General features: G+C 71.8%; 15 protein-coding genes and 1 tRNA gene. 9 read left to right on the forward strand and 7 right to left on the reverse strand.

The genetic code is table 11. From position 1 onward, the window contains the following. Positions 1 to 117: 117 nt before the first annotated feature. A complete protein-coding gene (locus AC0IW9_RS09830) occupies positions 118 to 456 on the reverse strand; it encodes a P-II family nitrogen regulator (RefSeq protein WP_471648054.1) in 339 nt (112 codons plus the stop codon). 397 nt (positions 457 to 853) lie between these two features. On the opposite strand from AC0IW9_RS09830, the gene AC0IW9_RS09835 reads away from it, so the two are divergent. From AC0IW9_RS09835 to AC0IW9_RS09845, 3 genes are all read left to right on the forward strand, one after another. After that, entirely contained in the window at positions 854 to 2,050 is a 1,197-nt protein-coding gene (locus tag AC0IW9_RS09835) for an aminotransferase (RefSeq protein WP_471648055.1), read from the forward strand. Positions 2,051 to 2,099: 49 nt separating this feature from the next. Further along, positions 2,100 to 2,175: transfer RNA gene (locus AC0IW9_RS09840), tRNA-His, on the forward strand. Positions 2,176 to 2,246: 71 nt separating this feature from the next. Further along, positions 2,247 to 3,032 carry an SDR family NAD(P)-dependent oxidoreductase gene (locus AC0IW9_RS09845; RefSeq protein ID WP_471648056.1) on the forward strand — a complete coding sequence of 262 codons (786 nt, stop codon included), beginning with the start codon at positions 2,247 to 2,249 and terminating at the stop codon, positions 3,030 to 3,032. A 110-nt stretch (positions 3,033 to 3,142) separates the two neighbouring features. On the opposite strand, the gene AC0IW9_RS09850 is transcribed toward AC0IW9_RS09845, so the two are convergent. Then, the gene (locus AC0IW9_RS09850) at positions 3,143 to 3,496 is read right to left on the reverse strand and encodes a hypothetical protein (RefSeq protein WP_471648057.1); all 354 of its coding nucleotides are present in this window, start codon (positions 3,494 to 3,496) and stop codon (positions 3,143 to 3,145) included. Positions 3,497 to 3,627: 131 nt separating this feature from the next. Between AC0IW9_RS09850 and AC0IW9_RS09855 the strand changes: the two genes are divergently transcribed. The 3 genes from AC0IW9_RS09855 to AC0IW9_RS09865 are packed head-to-tail and all read left to right on the forward strand — an operon-like array spanning position 3,628 to position 6,682. Next, positions 3,628 to 4,440 (forward strand): aspartate dehydrogenase, encoded by an 813-nt coding sequence (locus AC0IW9_RS09855; RefSeq protein WP_471648058.1) that lies wholly within the window; start codon positions 3,628 to 3,630, stop codon positions 4,438 to 4,440. 5 nt (positions 4,441 to 4,445) lie between these two features. Continuing rightward, a complete protein-coding gene (locus tag AC0IW9_RS09860; protein ID WP_471648059.1) occupies positions 4,446 to 5,615 on the forward strand; it encodes an aminotransferase in 1,170 nt (389 codons plus the stop codon). Then, entirely contained in the window at positions 5,612 to 6,682 is a 1,071-nt protein-coding gene (locus AC0IW9_RS09865; RefSeq protein WP_471648060.1) for an NAD(P)H-dependent flavin oxidoreductase, read from the forward strand. The genes AC0IW9_RS09860 and AC0IW9_RS09865 overlap by 4 nt, the downstream gene beginning before the upstream one ends. A 9-nt stretch (positions 6,683 to 6,691) precedes the next feature. On the opposite strand, the gene AC0IW9_RS09870 is transcribed toward AC0IW9_RS09865, so the two are convergent. Continuing rightward, complete coding sequence (locus AC0IW9_RS09870) at positions 6,692 to 7,771, reverse strand: sensor histidine kinase (protein ID WP_471648061.1); 1,080 nt, start codon at positions 7,769 to 7,771, stop codon at positions 6,692 to 6,694. A gap of 157 nt (positions 7,772 to 7,928) precedes the next feature. Between AC0IW9_RS09870 and AC0IW9_RS09875 the strand changes: the two genes are divergently transcribed. Further along, positions 7,929 to 9,599: an NADH-ubiquinone oxidoreductase-F iron-sulfur binding region domain-containing protein gene (locus AC0IW9_RS09875; RefSeq protein WP_471648062.1), complete on the forward strand. Its 1,671-nt coding sequence runs from the start codon at positions 7,929 to 7,931 to the stop codon at positions 9,597 to 9,599. Continuing rightward, entirely contained in the window at positions 9,596 to 12,325 is a 2,730-nt protein-coding gene (gene fdhF / locus AC0IW9_RS09880; protein ID WP_471648063.1) for a formate dehydrogenase subunit alpha, read from the forward strand. Before AC0IW9_RS09875 ends, fdhF begins: the two co-directional genes overlap by 4 nt. Here the strand turns inward: fdhF and AC0IW9_RS09885 are convergent, their stop codons facing one another. From AC0IW9_RS09885 to AC0IW9_RS09900, 4 genes are all read right to left on the reverse strand, one after another. Beyond that, positions 12,326 to 13,306, reverse strand: a complete 981-nt coding sequence (locus AC0IW9_RS09885; RefSeq protein WP_471648064.1) for a Bug family tripartite tricarboxylate transporter substrate binding protein — start codon at positions 13,304 to 13,306, stop codon at positions 12,326 to 12,328. Positions 13,307 to 13,370: 64 nt separating this feature from the next. After that, positions 13,371 to 15,698, reverse strand: a complete 2,328-nt coding sequence (locus AC0IW9_RS09890) for a putative bifunctional diguanylate cyclase/phosphodiesterase (RefSeq protein ID WP_471648065.1) — start codon at positions 15,696 to 15,698, stop codon at positions 13,371 to 13,373. Between the two features lie 246 nt (positions 15,699 to 15,944). Then, positions 15,945 to 17,951 carry a DUF4139 domain-containing protein gene (locus AC0IW9_RS09895; protein ID WP_471648066.1) on the reverse strand — a complete coding sequence of 669 codons (2,007 nt, stop codon included), beginning with the start codon at positions 17,949 to 17,951 and terminating at the stop codon, positions 15,945 to 15,947. A 42-nt stretch (positions 17,952 to 17,993) separates the two neighbouring features. Beyond that, the gene (locus AC0IW9_RS09900) at positions 17,994 to 19,148 is read right to left on the reverse strand and encodes a YbfB/YjiJ family MFS transporter (protein WP_471648067.1); all 1,155 of its coding nucleotides are present in this window, start codon (positions 19,146 to 19,148) and stop codon (positions 17,994 to 17,996) included. A 66-nt stretch (positions 19,149 to 19,214) separates the two neighbouring features. Here AC0IW9_RS09900 and AC0IW9_RS09905 point away from each other — a divergent pair, with 66 nt between their 5' ends. Next, positions 19,215 to 20,393, forward strand: a complete 1,179-nt coding sequence (locus tag AC0IW9_RS09905; protein WP_471648068.1) for a sensor histidine kinase — start codon at positions 19,215 to 19,217, stop codon at positions 20,391 to 20,393. Positions 20,394 to 20,396: the final 3 nt, after the last annotated feature.

Below are 20,396 nucleotides of genomic sequence, written 5' to 3' on the forward strand. Positions count from 1 at the left end.
CTGCGTGCCATCCAGGCTTGTCACCGCCGGCCGTGGGTGCAACCCGGCAGCGGCCTATCCCGGCCCGTGATGCACCATTCCGGCTTCTGCTGAAATCCGGAAAAGCGCGCCCGTCAGCTAGACCGCGTCGTCGCCCCTTTCGCCGGTGCGGATGCGGATCACCTCCTGGATCTCGGAGATGAAGATCTTCCCGTCGCCGATGCGCCCGGTGCGGGCGGCCTGGGAGATCGCCTCGACGGCGCGCTCCACGAGGTCATCGCTGCAGACGACCTCGATCTTCACCTTCGGCAGGAAATCGACGACGTATTCGGCCCCGCGGTAGAGTTCCGTATGGCCCTTCTGGCGGCCGAAGCCCTTGGCTTCGACGACGGTGAGCCCCTGCAGCCCTATCTCGTGCAGGGCATCCTTCACTTCGTCGAGCTTGAAGGGCTTGATGATGGCCTCGATCTTTTTCATCGGCTCCGCTTTGCGTTCCAGCGTGTTGGTCCCCACCCGGTCGATCCTGCCATGGCCCGATCCCGCAAGGGGCTCCGATCCTGCACTGATGTCCGATTTGGCTTCCGGCCTGACGCTTCCCTCGGCGGGCACCCGTTGCGCCGTCGCCGTCCCCGGGTGTTTTGCACGCCCCGTGCCACGGGTTCAATCGGCCGTGTCCAGGGATTCCCGAGGTTTTCACGCCATGATCGCCTGTCTTGGCGGCATCTTGCCCGGAAAACCGGCAGATACCGTGTCGTTTCCGATCGGGTCCGTCCGGGCCCAGCCGCAGCCTAGCCCCGCTGGCGCCGATGCGTATGATGGGGCAGGCCCGGCGCCAGCGCCCGGCCCCGCAATCGGCTTGGAAGGGTTTGGGCGGATGAAGCCCCAGAACGATCTGCTATCCGCCACCGGCACCACCATCTTCACGGTGATGAGCGCGCTCGCGGTGCAGCATGACGCCATCAACCTCGGCCAGGGCTTCCCGGACTACGAGGGGCCCGAGGATGTGGTGGAGGCGGCCGCCGCCGCCCTGAAGGACAACCGCAACCAGTACCCGCCGATGACCGGGCTGCTGGAGCTGCGCCAGGCGGTCTCCAGCCACAACAAGCGTTTCTACGGGATCGACGCCGACCCGAACGGCGAGGTCATCGTCACCTCCGGCGCCACCGAGGCCATCACCGCCTGCCTCATGGCGGTGCTGAACCCGGGCGACGAATGCGTGCTGATCGAGCCGCTCTACGACACCTACCTGCCGGTGGTGAAGCTGCTCGGCGCCATCCCCAAGCTGGTCCGGCTCAGCCCACCGAAATGGGAACTGCCGCGGGCCGAGCTGGCCGCCGCCTTCGGGCCGAAGACCAAGGCCATCCTGTTCAACAGCCCGATGAACCCGACCGGCAAGGTCTTCACCGCCGCCGAGCTGGCCTTCATCGCCGACCTGATCCAGCGGCACGACTGCTACGCCATCTGCGACGAGGTCTACGAGCACCTGACCTTCGACGGCTGGAAGCACATCCCGCTGATGACCCTGCCGGGGATGCGGGAACGCTGCATGCGCATCGGCTCGGCCGGCAAGACCTTCAGCCTGACCGGCTGGAAGGTGGGCTACATCACCTGCGACCGCTCGCTCGCCGGCAATGTCGCCAAGGCGCACCAGAACCTGACCTTCACCACCGCGCCCAACCTGCAGCGGGGCGTCGCGGTGGGGCTGATGAAGGAGGACAGCTACTTCGCCGGCCTCTCCGCCACGCTGGAGGCCAAGCGCGACCGCCTGGCGAAGGGCCTGGCCGCACTCGGCTTCGGGGTGCTGCCGACCCAGGGCAGCTACTTCATCACCACGGATTTCCGTCCCTTGGGCTTCAACGGCGACGACGTCGCCTTCTGCCGGGCGCTGACCGAGGAGGCCAAGGTCACCGCCATTCCGGTGACCGCCTTCTATGCCTCGGAGGATGCCCCCAGCCATTATGCCCGCTTCGCCTTCTGCAAGGGCGACGCGATCATCGACGCCGCTTTGGAGCGGATGCGCATTTGGGTGGAGTCCCGTGGCGGCCGGCAGTTGACGGCAGCCGCCAGCTAGCCGTATTCCCTCCCCCCGCAGCGGTGCCAGACCGCGGCGGGTTTGTGTGGCGGCCTTAGCTCAGCTGGCAGAGCGTCGGCTTGTGGTGCCGAATGTCACGGGTTCGAGCCCCGTAGGTCGCCCCATCCCCTCTCTTCCCTCGCCCTTCCGCGCCCGGCAGGATGCGTCCCGACCAAATCATTTGGGGGAAGCATCCATGCAATTATCAGTCGCCGGGCGCGTCGCGCTCATCACCGGCGGGTCCAAGGGCCTCGGCCTCGCCATGGCCAAGGCCTTCGCCGCCGCCGGCGGGGCGGTCGCCATCGTCGCCCGCGGCACCGAATCGCTGGCGGCCGCCGAGGCCGAGATCAAGGCCGCGACGCCGGGCGCCCAGGTCGCCGCCATCAGCGCCGACATCGGCACCGCCCCGGGCTGCGAGGCGGCCTTCGCCGAGGCCGAGCAGAAGCTCGGCAAGGTCGATATCCTCATCAACAACGCCGGCACCAGCCAGCGCGGCCCCTTCCTCGAGGTGACCGACGCGCTCTGGCAGAACGACCTGGATCTGAAGCTGTTCGCCGCCATCCGGCTCGGCCGGCTGGTCTGGCCGGGGATGCAGTCCCGCAAATGGGGCCGGATCATCAACGTGCTGAACACCGGCGCCAAGGCCCCGCCGGCCGAGGGGGCGCCCACCGCCGTCTCCCGCGCCGCCGGCATGGCCCTGACCAAGGTCCAGGCCAACGAGGGCGCGAAGCACAACATCCTGGTGAATGCCATGCTGGTCGGGCTGATCGACAGCGACCAGCATCGCCGCCGCCATGCGGCGAGCAAGACCAACGAGAGCTACGAGGAATGGCTGGGCAAGCTGGGCGCGGCGCTGCCGATGGGCCGCTACGGCAAGGCCGAGGAATTCGCCGCGATGGCGCTGTTCCTGTGCAGCGAGGGCGGCGGCTATATCGCCGGCACGGCCATCAACGTGGATGGCGGGCGGAGCCCTGTCGTCTGAAGAAAAGGGCCGGGGAGAAAGTATTCTCCCCGGACCCCCCATCTATTCCCGTGAGTTACCTAACAAAGATAGATGGGGGTTTGGGGGAAATACCTTCCCCCAATCTTCCTTTAGCGGTTCGCCGGATAGGCGCCCGAGGTGTTCGAGCCGGTGGCGCGGTCATAGGCCCGCTCCGCCGCCGTGCCCGGCGGGTTGGCGCGGGTGCCGTCGCGCTGCGCCGGGTAGGCGCCCGAGGTGTCGGTGCCGGCGGCGCGGTCGAGGGCGCGCTCGGCGGCGGTGCCGCTCGGGTTGCCGCGGGTGCCGTCGGCCGGGGTCGCCGGGGCGCCCGTGGCCCGGTCATAGGCCCGCTGGGTCGCCGTGCTCGGCGGGTTGCCGCGGGTGCCGTCGCGCGTGTTGTCGCAAGCGGCGAGCGTGGTCAGCACCGCAGCAGCGGCGAGGCCGCGCAACAGGGGGCTAACGGTCATGGGCTGGCTCCTTGGTCTGTTTCGGACCCGCATCTCGGCTGGTCGTTGCGCTTAAAGCGCCGAATGGCCCAAGGTTCCCCTCCCGCCGGGCATCGGTTACATCCCCAATACAGTAGGCAGGAGACAGTCCCATGGCCGCAACACTCACCGTCGCCATCGGCGGGCTTGGCGCCATCGGCGCGCATCTCGCCCGAGCCCTAGACGCAGGAGTTGAGGGATTGCGTCTCACCGCGGTGGCCGCGCGGGACCAGGAAAAGGCCCGCCGCACCATCGCCGGCTTCCGCGCGGCACCGGCCCTCGTCTCGCTGTCGCAACTGGCGGAACACGCAGACGTCATCGTCGAGGCCGCTCCCGCGACGGTCTTCGAGGAGATCGCCGAGGCCGCCATCAACCGCGGCCGCATCTTCGTCCCTTCCTCGGTCGGCGCCCTGCTGCCGCGCATGCACCTCATCGCCCGTGCCCGGAAGACCGGCGCCCGCATCATCGTCCCGACCGGCGCCCTGCTGGGGCTGGATGCGGTCCGCGCCGCGGCGGAAGGCGATGTCGCCAGCGTCACCATCGAGACCCGCAAGCCGCCGCGCGGCCTGGAGGGTGCGCCCTACCTGGTCGAGAACGGCATCGACGTGCTTGGCATCACCAGCGCCAAGCTGGTCTTCAAGGGCAATGCCTTCGATGCGGCCCGCGGCTTCCCGGCCAACGTGAATGTCGCCGCCGCCCTGGCGCTGGCCGGCATCGGGCCGGAACGCACCATGGTCGAGATCTGGGGCGACCCCGGCGTGACCCGCAACACCCATACCATCCGGGTCGAGGCCGCCGCCGCGCGGCTGACCATGACCATCGAGAATGTCCCGAGCGAGGAGAACCCGCGCACCGGCAAGATCACCCCGCTGTCGATCCTCGCCTGCCTGCGCGGCCTGACCAGCACCTTGAAGGTCGGCAGCTAGCGGCGATGCTCCCGCTCTCGCCGCGCATCCGCGCCACCGCCGCCCCGGCCATCCCGACCGCCCGGGCCTGGGCGGCGCGCTATGCCGGCCAGGCGGGGCCGCTGATCGACCTGACCCAGGCGGTGCCGGGCTATCCGCCGCACCCCGAGCTGCTGGCGACGCTGGCCGAGATGGCCGGCAGCCGCGCCTCGGCCGGCTATGGCCCGATCGACGGGGGCCTGGCGCTGCGGGAGGCGCTGGCCGACGACATGGCGGGCTTCTATGGCGCACCGATTGCCGCGCCCGACATTGCCATCACCGCCGGCTGCAACCTGGCCTTCTCGATGGTGATGACGGTGCTGGCGGGGCAGGGGGAGCGGGTCATCCTGCCGACCCCCTGGTACTTCAACCACCGCATGGCGCTGGAGATGGCCGGCATCCCGGTGCTGCCGCTGCCCTGCCGCGCCGAGGACGGCTTCGTCCCCGATCCGGACCGCGTGGAGGCCGCGCTGCGCGAGGGCGCCCGCGCCCTGGTGCTGGTGACGCCGAACAACCCGACCGGCGCGGTCTATCCCGCCGCCGTCATCGCCCGCTGCGCCGCGCTGTGCCGGCAGTACGGCGCTTGGCTGGTGCTGGACGAGACCTACCGGGACTTCCTGCCGGCGGAGTCCTCGCCGCCGCATGCGCTGTTCCAGGACCTGGCTTGGCGCGACGGGCTGATCCACCTCTACAGCTTCTCCAAGGCCTATTGCATTCCGGGTCATCGCGTCGGCGCCATCGCCTGCGGCCCGGGCTTCCGTGCCGAGCTGCTGAAGGCGCTGGACACCCAGCAGATCTGCCCGCCCCGCGCCGCCCAGGGAGCGCTCACCTGGGCCATCCCGACCCTGGGCGCCTGGCGCGCCGGCAACCGCGCCATCATGGCCGAGCGCGGCATCGCCTTCCGCCGCGCCGCCGCCCAGCTTCCGGGCTGGCGGCTCGATGCGCTGGGGGCCTATTTCGGCTACCTCCGGGTGCCGGAGGATGGCCCCGATGCGATGGCCGTCGCCGAGCACCTGGCCGCCGACCGCGGGCTGCTCGGCCTGCCCGGACCCTTCTTTGGTCCCGGGCAGGACCGCCACATCCGCCTCGCCTTTGCCAATGCCGAGATCCCGGCAATCGGCGAAATTCCCACCCGCCTGACGGAGGCCGCCGCATGACTACCCCGCGCCAGCGTGCCGAGGCCTTCTGCGCCCGCTTCGGCCTCCGCGCGCCGATCCTCCAGGCCCCCATGGCCAGCGCCAGCCCGGCCCCGCTGGCGGCGGCCGTGGCCAGTGCCGGCGGCATGGGCGGCTTCGGCGCGCTGATGAGCAGCCCGGAGCAGATCCGCGCCTGGGCCGGCGACTTTCGCAGCCGCAGCAACGGCACCTTCCAGGTCAATCTCTGGATGCCCGACCCCGCCCCGGTGCGGGATCCAGCGCATGAGGCCAAGGTGCGCGAGACCCTGGCGACGCTGGCCGGAGAGCCCATCCCGGATCCTGGCCCTGGGCCCTTCCTTGCCGACTTCGCCGCCCAGGTCGATGCCCTGGTCGAGGCCCGGCCGCCCATCGCCTCCGCCATGATGGGCGTCTTCCCGCCCGAGATGGCCGCGCGCCTGGCCGCCGCCGGCATCGCCTGGTTCGGCTGCGCCACCACCGTGGCCGAGGCCCGCGCCGCCGAGGCGGCCGGGGCCGCCGCCGTGGTCGCCCAGGGGGCCGAGGCCGGCGGCCATCGCGGCAGCTACGACCAGGCCGCCGCGGAGGGCCAGCTCAATGGATTGTTCGCCCTGCTGCCGCAGGTGGCCGATGCGGTCTCCATTCCGGTCATCGCCGCCGGCGGCATCATGGATGGACGCGGCATCGCCGCCGCGCTGGTGCTGGGCGCCAGTGCGGCCCAGCTCGGCACCGCCTTCCTGCGTTGCCCGGAGACCCAGCTCAACCCGCATTGGGCCGCAGCCCTGGCCGCTGCCAAGCCGGAGGATACCGTGCTGACCCGCGGCTTCTCCGGCCGCCTCGCCCGCGGCATCCGCAATACGGTGACGGAGGCCTTCGCCGGCGACCTGCCGCCCGCGCCCTACCCGGTGCAGCGCGCGCTGATGGTCAAGGTGCGGGCCGCGGCCGAGGCCGCCGGCGATGCCGGGCGGATGCAGACCTGGGCCGGGCAGGGGGCTGCCCTCGGCACCGCGGAGCCGGCCGGCGACCTGGTGCGGCGCCTCTGGGAGGAGACGCAGGCGCTGCTGGCCCGATAGCTCCGGCCGTCAGGCGCGGCCACCCGGGGCATGGACCGGGAACTGCAATTCGGCCCGGGTGCCGATGCCGCCGGCACCGGGGCCGCGGCTGAAGCTGCCGCGAAGCTGCGCCGCCATGCCGCGCAGCAGCCGCGTCCCGAGACCGGTACCCAGCGGCCTGGTCCGCTCCCCGTCCGGCCGCGGATCCTCGGCCGGCGAGCCGGTCCCGTCATCCTCGATGACCAGCCGGAAATCATTCTCGTGGCGGGTGAAGCGGACCGTCACCCGCCCTGGCCGCTCGTCCGGGAAGGCGTATTTCAGCGCATTGGTGACGCATTCATTCAGCACGAGGCCGACCAGGATGGCCCGTTCCGAATCCAGCGCATGCGCTTCCGCCATGGCGCTGAGGGCCACAGGACGGAGGTCGTCGGTGGCATGGGTTTCCGCCAATTGCATCGCCAGCCCCTCGACGAAGCCACGGGTATCGACCAGCGTCGGGTCGTCCTCATGGATCGCGCCCTGGGCGAGCAGGGTATGCACCCGGGCCAGGGCACGGGCATGGTCCGCGGCTTCCCGCAGCCCATCCTGCGCCGCCGGGGAGGGTGCGGCCCGTGCCCGCAGCAGCAGCAGCGCCACCAGGGACTGCAGGTCGTTCCTGGTCCTGTGGCGGAATTCCTGCAGCAGCAGCTGCCGCTGCTCGCCGGTGCGTGCCAGCTCCGCATGGGCGGCCTTCAGCCGGGCCAGCGCCGAATGGAAGGCATCGATCAGCAGGCTGATGAAGCCGCCGACCACCAGGAACAGGACCAGCGCGGCGATGTCCTGCTGGTTTTGCAGCCGGGCATCCGCCTCGCCCGCCTGGCGCGTCCAGAGGATGACGGCCGCCGAAAGCAGCGTGGCGAGCAAGCCCGAATTGCGATCGAAGAGCGTCGCGCTGATGAGGACGGACAGGATCGGCATCAGCAGCATGTTGCGCGATGGCAGGATGCCATCGAGCGCGCTGCGGGCGGCGAAGACCCCGGCGACGACCAGTACGGTCAGTAGCCAACGGGTCCAGCTCGGCAGGGTTCGGGTATGATGGATCGCGGTCGTGAGCGACGGGAATGAGAACATTGCGATGCAAACGGCGCCGCCGCCTTTGGGGCGGCAGGCACTGACCGCGTTGTGAAGCGGCAGAGGGATTGGCAATGCCGGATTGCATCACGGCAGGATTTCCGCCACGCCAGGAGAGCCCGCCCTTCGTCGGCCGCCGCGTGGAAATCCGCTCGCCATGAATGCTCCGCTGCTGCCTGACCCGAATTCCCGCAAGGGCCTGCGCCCGCCGCGCCCCGGCCCGCGCGGCCGCACTGCCACGCCGGAGGCGACGGCCGCGGTGCTCGCCGCCCTGGCGGGCCAGGTGCCGCGGCGGGACCTGCTGATCGAGCATCTGCATCGCCTGCAGGACCGGGAGGGCTGCCTGCGCGAGGGCCATCTGGTGGCGCTGGCCGCATTGCTGCGGGTGGCGCCGGTGGAGGTCTTCGAGACCGCCAGCTTCTACGCCCATTTCGACATCCTGGCCGATGCGGCGCCGGCCCTGCCAACCAATACCCTGCGGGTCTGCCAGGGCCTGCCCTGCGCCATGGCGGGTGGCGGGGCGCTGCTGGCGAGGCTGCAGGCCGATCCGCCGGCGGATACGCGGGTCGTGCCGGTGCCCTGCATGGGGGCCTGCCATCGCGCCCCGGCCTGCGCCATCGGCCATGCGCTGGTGGAGCATGCCACCCCCGCCGCCGTCGCGGCGGCGATCGCCGGGGATGTCCCGTCGCCCCTGCCGGCGCCGGACCTTGCCGTCTATCGCGCCCGTGGCGGCTACGGTGCAGCGCCGGGCCTGCAGGCGATGCTCGCGGCGCTGGCCACCTCCGGCCTGCGCGGCCTCGGCGGCGCCGGCTTTCCGGTCGCCCGCAAGTGGCAGGCGGTGCTCGCCCATCCCGGTCCGCGCCACCTCGTCGTGAATGCCGACGAGGGCGAGCCCGGCACCTTCAAGGACCGCCATTGCCTGGAGACCGACCCGCACCGGGTGCTGGAGGGCATGCTGCTCGCGGCAATGGCCATCGGCGCCGAGGCCTGCTGGTTCTACCTGCGGGACGAATACCCGCATATCCGGCACCTGCTGGAGGCCGCGCTTGCCGCGCTGGACGCCGCCGGGCTGCTGCCGATGCCGGTGCACCTCCGCCGCGGTGCCGGCGCCTATATCTGCGGCGAGGAGACCGCGCTGCTGGAAAGCCTGGAGGGCCGCCGCGGCTATCCCCGCCACAAGCCGCCCTTTCCCGGCCAGTCCGGCCTCTTCGGCCGTCCGACCCTGATCCACAACGTGGAGACCCTGTGGTGGCTGCCGGAGATCCTGGGCTCGCCGGATGGCGCGGCCCGCTATGCCGCCGCCGGGCGGCGCGGCCGCAGCGGCCAGCGCTTCTTCTCCGTCTCCGGCCGGGTGCGCGAGCCGGGGGTGAAGCTGGCCCCGGCCGGCGTCACCGCGCGCGAGCTGATCGAGGAATTCTCCGGCGGCATGGCGCCCGGCCATCGTTTCTCCGGCTACCTGCCGGGCGGTGCCTCGGGCGGCATCCTGCCGGCCGCGCTGGGCGACCTGCCGCTCGACTTCGGCAGCCTGGAGGCCCAGGGCTGCTTCATCGGCTCGGCCGCCGTGGTGGTGCTGGGGGAGGCGGATGACCCGGCGATGGCGGCGCGCAACCTACTCGGCTTCTTCCGCGACGAAAGCTGCGGCCAATGCACGCCCTGCCGCGTCGGCACCGCCAAGGCCGCGGCGCTGCTGGCCGCGCCCGTCTGGGACAAGCCATTGCTGGAGGAACTGGCCCAGGCCATGGCCGATGGCTCGATCTGCGGGCTCGGCCAGGCGGCGATGAACCCGGTCCGCAGCCTGCTGCGCTTCTTTCCCGGACAGGTCCCATGACCCGCTTCATCCTGGATGGGCTCGAGGTCGAGGCCACGCCCGGCGAGACGATCTGGGCCGCCGCCACCCGGCTCGGCACCGAGATCCCGCATCTCTGCCACCTGCCGCAGCCCGGCTATCGCCCCGACGGCAATTGCCGCGCCTGCCTGGTCGAGGTCGCCGGGGAACGCGTCCTCGCCGCCTCCTGCATGCGGCAGCCGGTGCCGGGGATGGTGGTGAGCACCGCCAGCGACCGTGCCGCCCGCGCCCGCCGCATGGTCTTCGAACTGCTGCTGGCCGATATGCCGGAGGCCGAGGCGCGCGACCGCGGGGGCAATTTCGCCCGCTGGGCGCGGCATATCGGCCTCACCACCTCCCGCTTCGCGTCCGAGGCGGCGCGGCCCGCGGCCGATCTCTCGCACCCCGCCATGGCGGTGCAGCTCGATGCCTGCATCCAATGCGGGCTGTGCGAGCGGGCCTGCCGCGAGGTGCAGCACAACGACGTCATCGGCCTCGGCGGCCGCGGCATCGGCGTGACCGTCGCCTTCGACCTGCTGGACCCGATGGGCGCTTCCTCCTGCGTTGGCTGCGGCGAATGCGTGCAGGCCTGCCCGACTGGGGCACTGCTGCCGAAGTCCGTCGTGGCCGAGGGCCGCCGCGCCGCGCCGCCGGAGGCGGAGGTCGCCAGCGTCTGCCCCTATTGCGGCGTCGGCTGCCAGCTTGGCTTCCGCACGCGGGACGGACGGATCGAGGAAGTCGTCGGCCGCGACGGGCCCGCCAACCAGGGCCGGCTCTGCGTGAAGGGCCGCTTCGGCTTCGACTACCTGCGGCACCCGGACCGGCTGACCCGGCCGCTGATCCGCATCGCCCCGAAGGACCCCGCCGATTGCCTGGACCCGCGCGCCGCCCGCGCCAAGTTCCGCGAGGCGAGCTGGGAGGAGGCCATGGCGCTGGCCGCCGATGGCCTGCTGGCGATCCGCGACGGCAGCGGGCCGCAGGCGCTCGCCGGTTTCGGCAGCGCCAAGGGCTCGAACGAGGAAGCCTACCTGTTCCAGAAGCTGGTCCGCGCCGGCTTCGGCACCAACAACGTCGACCACTGCACCCGGCTCTGCCACGCCGCCAGCGTCGCCGCCCTGCTGGAGGGCATCGGCAGCGGCGCCGTCACCGCCCCCTTCATGGCCGCGGCCGAGGCGGATGTGCTGCTGGTCATCGGCGCCCGGCCGACCGAGAACCACCCGGTCGCCGCCACCTTCCTGAAGGAGGCCGCTGCGCGCGGCGCCAGGCTGATCGTCATGGACCCGCGCGGCACCGGGCTCGACCGCTTCGCCGAGGAGGTGGTGCGCTTCTCGCCCGGCCAGGACGTCGCGCTGCTGAATGCCCTGCTGCATGTCGTGGTGACCGAAGGGCTCTACGACGCGCAATTCGTCGCCGCCCGGGTCGATGGGCTGGAGGCGCTGCAGGCGCATCTGGCCGGCTATGCGCCGGAGGCGATGGCGCCGATTTGCGGCGTCCCGGCGGCGCAGATCCGCCGGGTCGCGCGGCTCTATGCCGGGGCGGGTTCGGCGCTGATCCTCTGGGGGATGGGCATCAGCCAATCGGTCCATGGTACCGACAATACCCGGGCGCTGATGGCGCTGGCGCTGCTCTGCGGCCAGGTGGGGCGGCCGGGGGCCGGGCTGCATCCCCTGCGCGGGCAGAACAACGTCCAGGGCGCCTCGGATGCCGGGCTGATCCCGATGATGTTTCCCGACTACCACCGCACCGGCGATGCCGCGACGCGGGTCTTCCTGGAGGAGCTCTGGGGCGCCTCGCTCGACCCGGCGCCGGGTCTCACCGTCGTCGAGATCATGCAGGCGGCGGAGCGGGGCGAGATCCGCGGAATGTACGTGATGGGGGAGAACCCCGCGATGTCCGACCCCGATGTCGCGCATGCAAGGGCGGCGTTGGCGGCGCTCGACCACCTCGTGGTGCAGGACCTGTTCCTGACCGAGACCGCGGTGCTCGCCGATGTGGTGCTGCCGGCCTCCGCCTGGCCGGAGAAGGACGGCACGGTGACGAATACCAATCGCCAGGTGCAGATGGGCCGCGCCGCGGTGGCGCCGCCGGGGGAGGCGCGGCAGGACCTCGGCATCATCATCGAGCTGGCGCAAAGGCTGGGTCTCGACTGGACCTATCCGCATCCGCGCGCGGTCTTCGCCGAGATGGCGCATGCCATGCCCAGCCTGGCGAATATCACCTGGGAGCGGCTGGAGCGGGAGGGGAGCGTGACCTATCCCTGCCATGCGCCGGATGCGCCCGGCCAGGGCATCGTCTTCGCCGAGTCCTTCCCCACCGCGACCGGCCGCGCCCGCCTCGTCCCCGCCGGCCTGTCGGACCCGGCCGAATTGCCCGATGCCGATTGGCCCTTCGTGCTGACCACCGGTCGGCTGCTGGAGCATTGGCATACCGGCGCCATGACCCGCCGCGCCGGGGTGCTGGATGCGCTGGAGCCCGGCCCCACCGCCTCCCTCGCGCCCGCCACCTTGCGCCGCCTGGGGGTGGCGGCCGGGGACCGGCTGCGCGTCGCCACCCGGCGCGGCGCGGTGGAGCTCACCGCCCGCGCCGACCCCGGCCTGCCGGAGACGGTGGTCTTCATCCCCTTCGCCTATCGGGAAGCGGCGGCCAACCTGCTGACCAATCCGCAGCTCGATCCCTTCGGCAAGATCCCCGGCTTCAAGTATTGCGCGGCCCGGGTGGAGCGGCCGTAGCTACTCCGCCCGGATATTGGCGCTGCGGATCAGCGCCTCGGTCCGGGTCATGTCCTCGCGCAGGAAGGCACCGAAATCGGCCGGGCTGCCGCCGACGATCTCGGAGCCGAGGTCGAGCAGCTTGGCGCGGCCTTCCGGCGTGCCGACGATCGCCAGGATCTCCCGGTTCAGCCGGTCGGCCACCGGGGCGGGCATGCCCGCCGGGCCGATCACCGCGTACCACTCGGCGACCGAGAAGCCGGGGATCGCCGCCTCGGCGATGGTCGGCAGCTCCGGCGCATAGGCCTGCCGCGTCGCCGACGTCACCGCCAGCGCCCGCACCTGGTCGCCGCGCACGAAGGGGAGGGTGGAGCTGGCATTGCCGAACATCAGCTGCAGCTGCCCGCCGACGAGGTCGGTCAGCGCCGGCCCGCCGCCGCGATAGGGAACATGGACCATGTCGATCCCCGTCGCCTGCTTGAACATCTCGCCCGAGAGATGCACCGAGGTGCCGATGCCCGGCGAGCCATAGGCCAGCTTGCCCGGGTTGGCCTTGCCATAGGCGATCAGCTCCGCCACCGAATGCACCGGCAGCGCCTTGTTCACCACCAGGATATTGGCGACGTTGGCCAGGTGCAGGATGGGGGTGACGTCGTTCACCGGATGGTAGGGCTGGCGGGTCAGCAGCGCCGCGGTGATCAGGGTGCTGATGGTGATGCAGAAGGTATAGCCATCGGGCGCCGCCCGCAGCGTCTCCACCACGCCCACCGCGCCGGCGCCGCCGCTGCGGTTCTCGATCACCACCGATTGGCCCAGCGCCGCGGCCAGCGGCGGGGCGATGAAGCGGGCGAGGATATCCGTGGTGCCGCCGGGCGGGAAGGGGATGACCAGCCGCAGCGGCCGGTTCGGCCAGGCGCCCTGGGCCATCGCAAGCGGCGCGCCGGCAAGGGCAGGGATCGCAAGCGCAGTGGTCGCGGCCAAGCCGCGCCGGGTGATCGGCATGGAGCTTCCTTCCCATCGGATTGACGCCACCCTATCGTGCTGCGTCCCGCCGATGAAGCCGCCTTCAGAACCTCTGGATCAGGGTGGAAAGGTCCGCGGCCGGGCAGGGCTGGCTGAACAGGTAGCCCTGCGCCTCGGTGCAGCCCAAGGCCGCCAGGGCCAGGTATTGCGCCTCGGTCTCCACGCCCTCGGCCGTCGTCGACATGTCCAGCGCAGTGCAGAGGCTGACGATGGCGCGGACGATAGCGCCGCTGGTCCGCGTCTCCGCCAGGTTCTTCACGAAGCTCTTGTCGATCTTCACCTTGTCGAAGGGGAAGCGCTGCAGATAGCCCAGCGAGGAATAGCCCGTGCCGAAGTCATCGAGGGCGATGGAGACCCCCAGCGCCTTCAGCCGGTGCAGGGTCGCAAGGGTTGCCTCGGTATCGCGCAGCATCACCGTCTCGGTGATCTCCAGCTCCAGCTGCGCCGGGTCCAGGCCGGAATGCTCCAGCGCTTCCGAAACGGCCGCCACCAGCCGTGCGCTGGCGAATTGCACGGGGGAGAGGTTGACCGCCACCTTCTCCCGGCCCGGCCAGCCAGCGGCCACGCGGCAGGCCTCCCGCAGGGCCCATTCGCCGAGGGAGACGATCAGCCCCGTCTCCTCCGCCAGCGGGATGAAGCGTTCCGGCATCACCAGCCCACGTTCCGGGTGGCGCCAGCGCAGCAGGGATTCGAAGCCGCTGATGCGCCGCGTCTGCAGCCGGACCTGCGGCTGGTAGAAGAGCTCGAATTCATGCGCCTCGATCGCCCGCCGCAGGTCGATCTGCAGGCTGCGGCGGAGCTGCGCGTAGTTGTTCATCTCCGGCTCGAAGAAGCGGAAGGCGCCGCGGCCGGCCGCCTTTGCGCGATAGAGCGCCATGTCCGCATTCCGCAGCAGCTGGTCAGGGTCCGGCCCATCCTCGGGCGCGACCGCGATGCCGATGCTGACCCCGACGATGACGTGATGGCCATCGAGGTCGAAGGGCGCCCCCAGGGTCTCGACCAGCCGCTGCGCCAGGGTGGCGGCGCCGCGCGGATGCCGCACGCCGATCTGCACGATGGCGAATTCGTCGCCGCCCAGCCGCGCCACCGTATCCTGGTCCCGCACCTCCGCGAGAATGCGTTCCGTCACTGCCTGCAGCAGCCGGTCGCCGACCGGATGCCCCAGCGTGTCGTTCACGTCCTTGAAGTGATCGAGGTCGAGGCAGAGCACGGCACAGGCCTCGCCGCGCTGCGCCCGCGCCACCGCCGCATCCAGCCGGGTCCGCAGCAGGATGCGGTTGGCCAGGCCGGTCAGCGAATCATGATGCGCCAGATGCGCGATCTGCGCCTCGCTCCGCCGCTGCTCCTCGAGGATGCGCAGCTCGGTCCGCGCCTGCTCCAGCATCTCCTGGTTGCGCAGCTGACGGAGGCTCAGCAGCACCGCGCCGATGATCACCGTCACCAGCAGGCCGGCGCCGACGATGGTATAGCCGGCCTGCCGGCGCCAGAGCGCCAGGATCTCGGTCAGGCTGCGGGTCACCGTGACCACCACCGGATAGCCTTCCAGCGCCCGCGCGGTGATCAACCTTTCCTGCCCATCCACGGCGCTGGTGCCGAGCGCGGTGCCGCTGTCATGCTCCGCCAGGAGCTGCGGAAAGGTGAGCTGGCCGTTCGGGGTCGGCTGGCCGATGCTCTCGGGCGCCTGTGGCCAGCGCGCCATCAGGATCCCGTCCCGCCGCCAGAGCGAGATGGAGCCATTGCGGCCGAGGGCGATGCGGCCGAGGAATTGCTCGAACTGGCTGAGGCTGAGCCCGATGCCGACGATGCCGAGGAAGTGGCCCTCCGGCGTCGTCAGCCGCCGGGTCAGGTAGATGTTCCAGGTGCCGGTCTGCACGTTCCGGGCCGGCGGGGCCAGGTAGCTGCGCAGCCCGGGATTGTCCCGCAGCATGCGGAAATGCGGCCGGTCGGCGATGGAGAAGATCGGTTGCGGCCAGGCGCGGGTGGAGGCGATGGTCTGGCCATCCGCATTGGTCAGGAACAGCGCCTCGATCTGCGGCAGCGCCAGGATGCGGGCGCGGAGATCCTGGTTCACCGCCTGGGTCGCCAGGGTCTCGTTGAACTGCTCGGTGCTTTCCAGTCCCAGGGCCTCGATCATCTCGACCAGGCCGGTCTGCAGCAATTCGACGGAGCGGAAGGTATTCTCGGTATAATTGGCCAGCACGAGGGAAAGGTTGGTCAGCTCCCGCTCGGCATCCGCCATGGTGCGACGATGCAGATGCGTCAGCAGCACCGCCGCGCTCAGCGCCGTGGAGACGGCGACGGCGGCCCCTGCCAGCACGATCCAGCGTAGGCTGCGGGGCCGCCGGCCCGGCCGGGTCGCCGGCGGCCCCATGGTTTCCGGTGGCGCTGGGTCAAGGGCCCAAGCCGCGGCCTTGCCTGGGAGGGAATTCATGGGCAGTCCGCGCGCCTTGGGCTTTGGTGAGCAGGGAAGTATACCCGAAATCGGCTCTTTGTGTACAACCCGGCGTTGCAAAGCCGGGCGAGGCCCTTTTGCAAATTGGCAACGATAGCCGCCCTGACATCGCCACCTGGCGACTTGCCGGCTTAAGGCCAGCCTCCTTCCCTTCAGGGGGGGGCGTTAGCCGGTCCGGCCGATGACCTCGCCTGCCGCCCTTTGCCAGGCGTCCCAGGCAGCATCGGCCACGCCGCCGGCCCGTTCGGCCGCCAGGCTGGCCTGGTTCAGCCGCCGCCGTGCCTCCTCCCGCTCCGGCCCGGTCCGGTCCTCCGCTGCGGCGCGGGCCCGGGCCAGCACCGCCTCCGCTGCTGCATAGCTACGGATCGCGCCGCGCGCCGCATCCAGCAATCGCCGCGCCTCGACCAGCCCCGCCACCACGCCTTCCAGCCGCGCCCGACCGGGTGCATCCGCCGGCAGCCGCTCCAGCACGGCGCGCAGGCTCTCCACGCTGCCGGGGCCGCCGGGCAGGCGACGCTGGCTCTGTTCCAGGTCGAGGTCCCGCCAGCGCAGCAGCACCGGGTCGCCCAGTCCGGCATCGAAGAGTGGCGCCTCCTGCCGGCCCTCGCGCTCGAAGCCGAAGCGCAGGGTCGCCGGCTTGCCGTCCAGCATGGCCTCGTGACGTAGTCCGAAGTCGCCCTCGGCGGCGACGCTGAAGCGGGGCTGCGCGCCGGGCCGCCGCGGCAGGTCCACCACCAGCCGGCCCTTGGCGCCACGCGGGTCGATGGCCAGGGCCACCTCCTCCCGCCGCAGGGTGCCGATGATCACCACGCCGCGGCGGAACTCGACCTTCACCGGGCTTTCGCCGGCGGAGGAGGCGCTGGAGATCTGCACGTCGCGGTCGCGGGCGAAGGCCAGGAGGCGCTGGTCATCGGGGGCCACCGCGCGCAACTCGGCGTCGCCGAGATAGGCCCCGGCCTCCGCCCCATCCGCGCCGAAGACCGCGGCCAGCCCATCCGGCAGGGTCTGGCCGCTGGCATTGCGCAGCCGCACCGCGTTCAGCGGGTTGCGCGCGGCGAGGTCCTGCACCCACCAGACGCGTTCGGTCGGCAGGCTGGCATCGAGGAAGGGCAGGTTGGCGGTCTCGCCGCCGCGGATGGTGACTGGGCCGGGCAGGGTGAAGGCGACCCGGCCGGCGGAGCTGACCGCGGTCGCCGCCGGCACCGCCGCCACTTGGTCGCTGAAGCGGGGGGCGGCCTCGGCCTCGGCCTGCCGCAGCATCCGGGGTGCCGGGGCCATGGCGGCCATGGGCGGCGGCGGGGCCGGGCGCGGGCCGGTATCCGCCTCCACCCGGATCTGCTCCGCCGCCCGCACCGGCAGCTCCGGCCGATCCACCCGGATGGGGGTATAGAGCGCTTGGCGATAGGCCGCCGGATTGCCTGAGACGAGGGACAGCCGCACCCCTTCCCAATCCGCCCCGGATCGGTTCTCGACCACCGCCCAGCCCTGCAGCCGCGCCACGCCTTTGCCCTCCGGCAGGATCAGCCGCCAGGAGGGTTTCCAGAGCGGCGCGCCGGTGACGGTGGCGAAGCCCACCTCCCGCGCCGCGCCGGCGCCGCGCAGGCGGATCTCGATCTGCCGCTCATCCGCAGTGCGGGCGGCGGCGAGCGCCTCCGCCGCCCGGGCGATGCGCGCGGCCAGCGTGGCATCGCCGAGCTGCACCTCCTCGCCCTCCCGCAGCACCACCAGCCGGAGGCCCTGCGGCGTGATGAGCGAGACCCGCAGCCCGGCCTCGGCCTCCTCGGCATCGGCGAGGCGCCCGGTCGCGCCACCGGCCTGGACCGGATGGCCGCGCAGCGCCCGCAGCAGGGTGGCGCGGTTCTCGAAATCCGCGGGGCGCAGCGGCAGGCCGCGGAAGGCTTCCGCCTCCAGGTCCTGCGCCGGCAGCCGCAGCCCCTCGACCACGCCGCCGCCGGCATCGCGCAGCATGAGGGTCTTGAGGACGTCGTCCACGTCCTCGACCGGGGCGCGGAAGGTGATGCTGGCCTCGGGGGCGAGGCTGCCGCTGCGTTCGATCTGCACCAGCCCGGCATTGGAGAGGGTGACGGCGCGGACCGGCAGTTCATCGGCCCAGGCGGGCGCAAATGCGGGGAAGCCGGTCAGGCAGGTGGCAAGCAGCAAGGCGCGACGCATGACAGGGCTCCCGGCCAGGTAGGCCTGCAGGCTAGCGCCGAATTATGGCTTTGCTTGGCGTGCCAGCAGCAGGGCGGTCCCGAAGGCGGCGACGGAGAAGGCCAGCCCCGCCGCGAAGACCGCGGCATGGCTTTCCCCGGTCGCGGCGAAGACGGCGGCGAGGCCGAAGCCCACCAGCGTCTGCATCACCGCGAAGGCAGCGGTGCATTGCACCCAGAGCGCGGTCGCCTGCAGCCCGGCGATCTCCCGCCCCACGGTGAGGGTGACGGTGGTGACGCCCACCGCCGCGAAGCCGGAGGCCGCCGCCGCCGGCAGCACCAGCCCGGCCCAGGGCGGCAGGGCCAGGGCCAGGGCCACCGCCTGGATCAGCAGCCAGAGCCGCAGGGTGGCGCGGCCGCCCAGCCGGTCGGTCGCGCGGCCGGAGAAGATGCCCCCCGCCATGCCGGCCAGGCCGAAGACCAGCCAGGTCGCCGCGCCGATCCCGACGCCAAGGCCGCGGCCGCGGGCCGCGAGATCCGCCAGATAGACCATCGGCGGCACCATCCCCGCGGCATGCAGCGCATAGGTCAGGGTCAGCAGGCGGGCCGGGCCGCGCAGCGCCGGGTCGAGCCGCTCCGCCGCCATGCCGGTCAGCGCCATGCGCGGCCAATGCGGATGGGCGAAGGCCCAGAGCAGCGCGACCAGCGCCGCCAGCCCCAGCCAGGTGGCCGAGATCCCGGCGCCAAGCAGCGAAGGGACCGCGACCGCCCCGGTGGCGATGCCGATGCCGACGCCGGCGATCACCAGCCCGCCCGCCGTCCCGCGCCGGGCTGGCGGCACGCTGGCCTGGGTCGCCGGCCCGGCGAGGGCCATGAGCAAGCCACCGGCCACGCCGGCCATGGTCCGCCAGCCGAGCAGCCAGAGGAATCCGCCATGCCAGGCGCAGGCGGCCAGCGCGATGACCACCAGCGCCATGCCGAGGTCGAGCAATCCCGGCACGCCGAGCCGCCGCGCCACCGGCCGCCCCGCCAGGGTGCCGATGAGGTAGCCGAGCAGCGCCGCGGCCCCCAAGGTGCCGGCCTGGCCGCCATCCACCCAGCCGGCCGTGACCATGGCCGGGAACAGCGGCACATAGGCGAAGCGCGCCAGCCCATTGCCGGCCGCCGTGGCGGCTGCTCCGGCGAGGGCCGGCTTCAGGTAGCCTGGTAAGGATATCACCCTGCCACCCTAGCCTGTTGCAGCCTGGACGCGGAACCCGTGCCCCGGCCCGCGCGTAGGGCGTCCATGGACGATGATACGACAGAGCAAAGCCGCGTCCGCCTGCTGGCCCAGCAGACTGCCCTGGCACGCTTCGGCGAATTGGCCCTGCGGTCCGATGACCTGGAGGAGATTTTGCACGAGGCCTGCCGCATGGTGGCGGAGGGCCTGGGGACCAGCTTGGCCAAGGTCCTGGAACTGAGGCTGGATGGCAGCACCTTGCTGGTCCGCGCCGGCGTCGGCTGGGAGCCCGGCGTGGTGGGCGAGGTGAGCCTGAACGCGGATGAGGGCTCCTCCGAAGGTCATGCGCTCGCCACCGGCGACCCGGTGGTCTGCCCCGATGTGGCGGCGGAGGATCGCTTCGCCATTCCCGAATTCGTGCTGGAGCACGGGGTGAAGTCCCTGGTGAATGTCGTCGTCATCGGTGCCGACGGCCGTCCACCCTATGGCGTGCTGGAGGTGGACAGCCGGCGGCCCAGGCATTTCTCCACCGATGACGTCAGCTTCCTGCGCACCTATGCCAATATGCTGGCCGCTGCGGTCGAGAGGCTGCGGGCGGATGACGAGGTCCGCACCCGGGCGGGCGACAACGAGCGGCTGCTGCGCGAATTGCAGCATCGGGTGAAGAACAACCTGCAGGTCATCGTCGGCCTGGTGCAGCTCCAGCTTCGCCGGGCGACGGAGGCGGAAACGCGGGAGGCGCTGCGCGCCGTCAGCCAGCGGGTGGATGCGCTGCGCCTGCTGCACGACAAGCTCTACGTGAGCGGCGAGGTGGACCGGGTCGATCTCGGCGCCTATCTGGCCGAGGTGGCCGGCACGCTGCTGCGCTTCCATGAGGAGGACCGCACCCGCGTCCGCCTGGTGCTGGAGGTCAAGGACATGACCGTCTCACCGGAGCAGGCCGCGCCGCTGGGCCTGATGGTGAACGAGTTCATCACCAACAGCCTGAAGTACGCCTTCGGCAGCGTTCCCGGCGAGTCCGAAGGCACCATCGGCCTGCGGCTCGAATCCGCCCGGGGGGGCGCGGTGCGCCTGACCCTTTGGGACGACGGCAGGGGGCTGCCGCTGGAACGCTCCGGCGGGACCGGCATGCGGATGATCGACGGCCTCGCCCGGCAATTGGCGACCCGGACGGAATGGGGCAGCGGCAATGGCCGCGGCGCCCGGCTGAGCGTGCTGGTCCGGCCGGGCAAGCGCGCCGGCTGATCG

It is taken from the genome of Belnapia sp. AC561 (assembly GCF_979252845.1).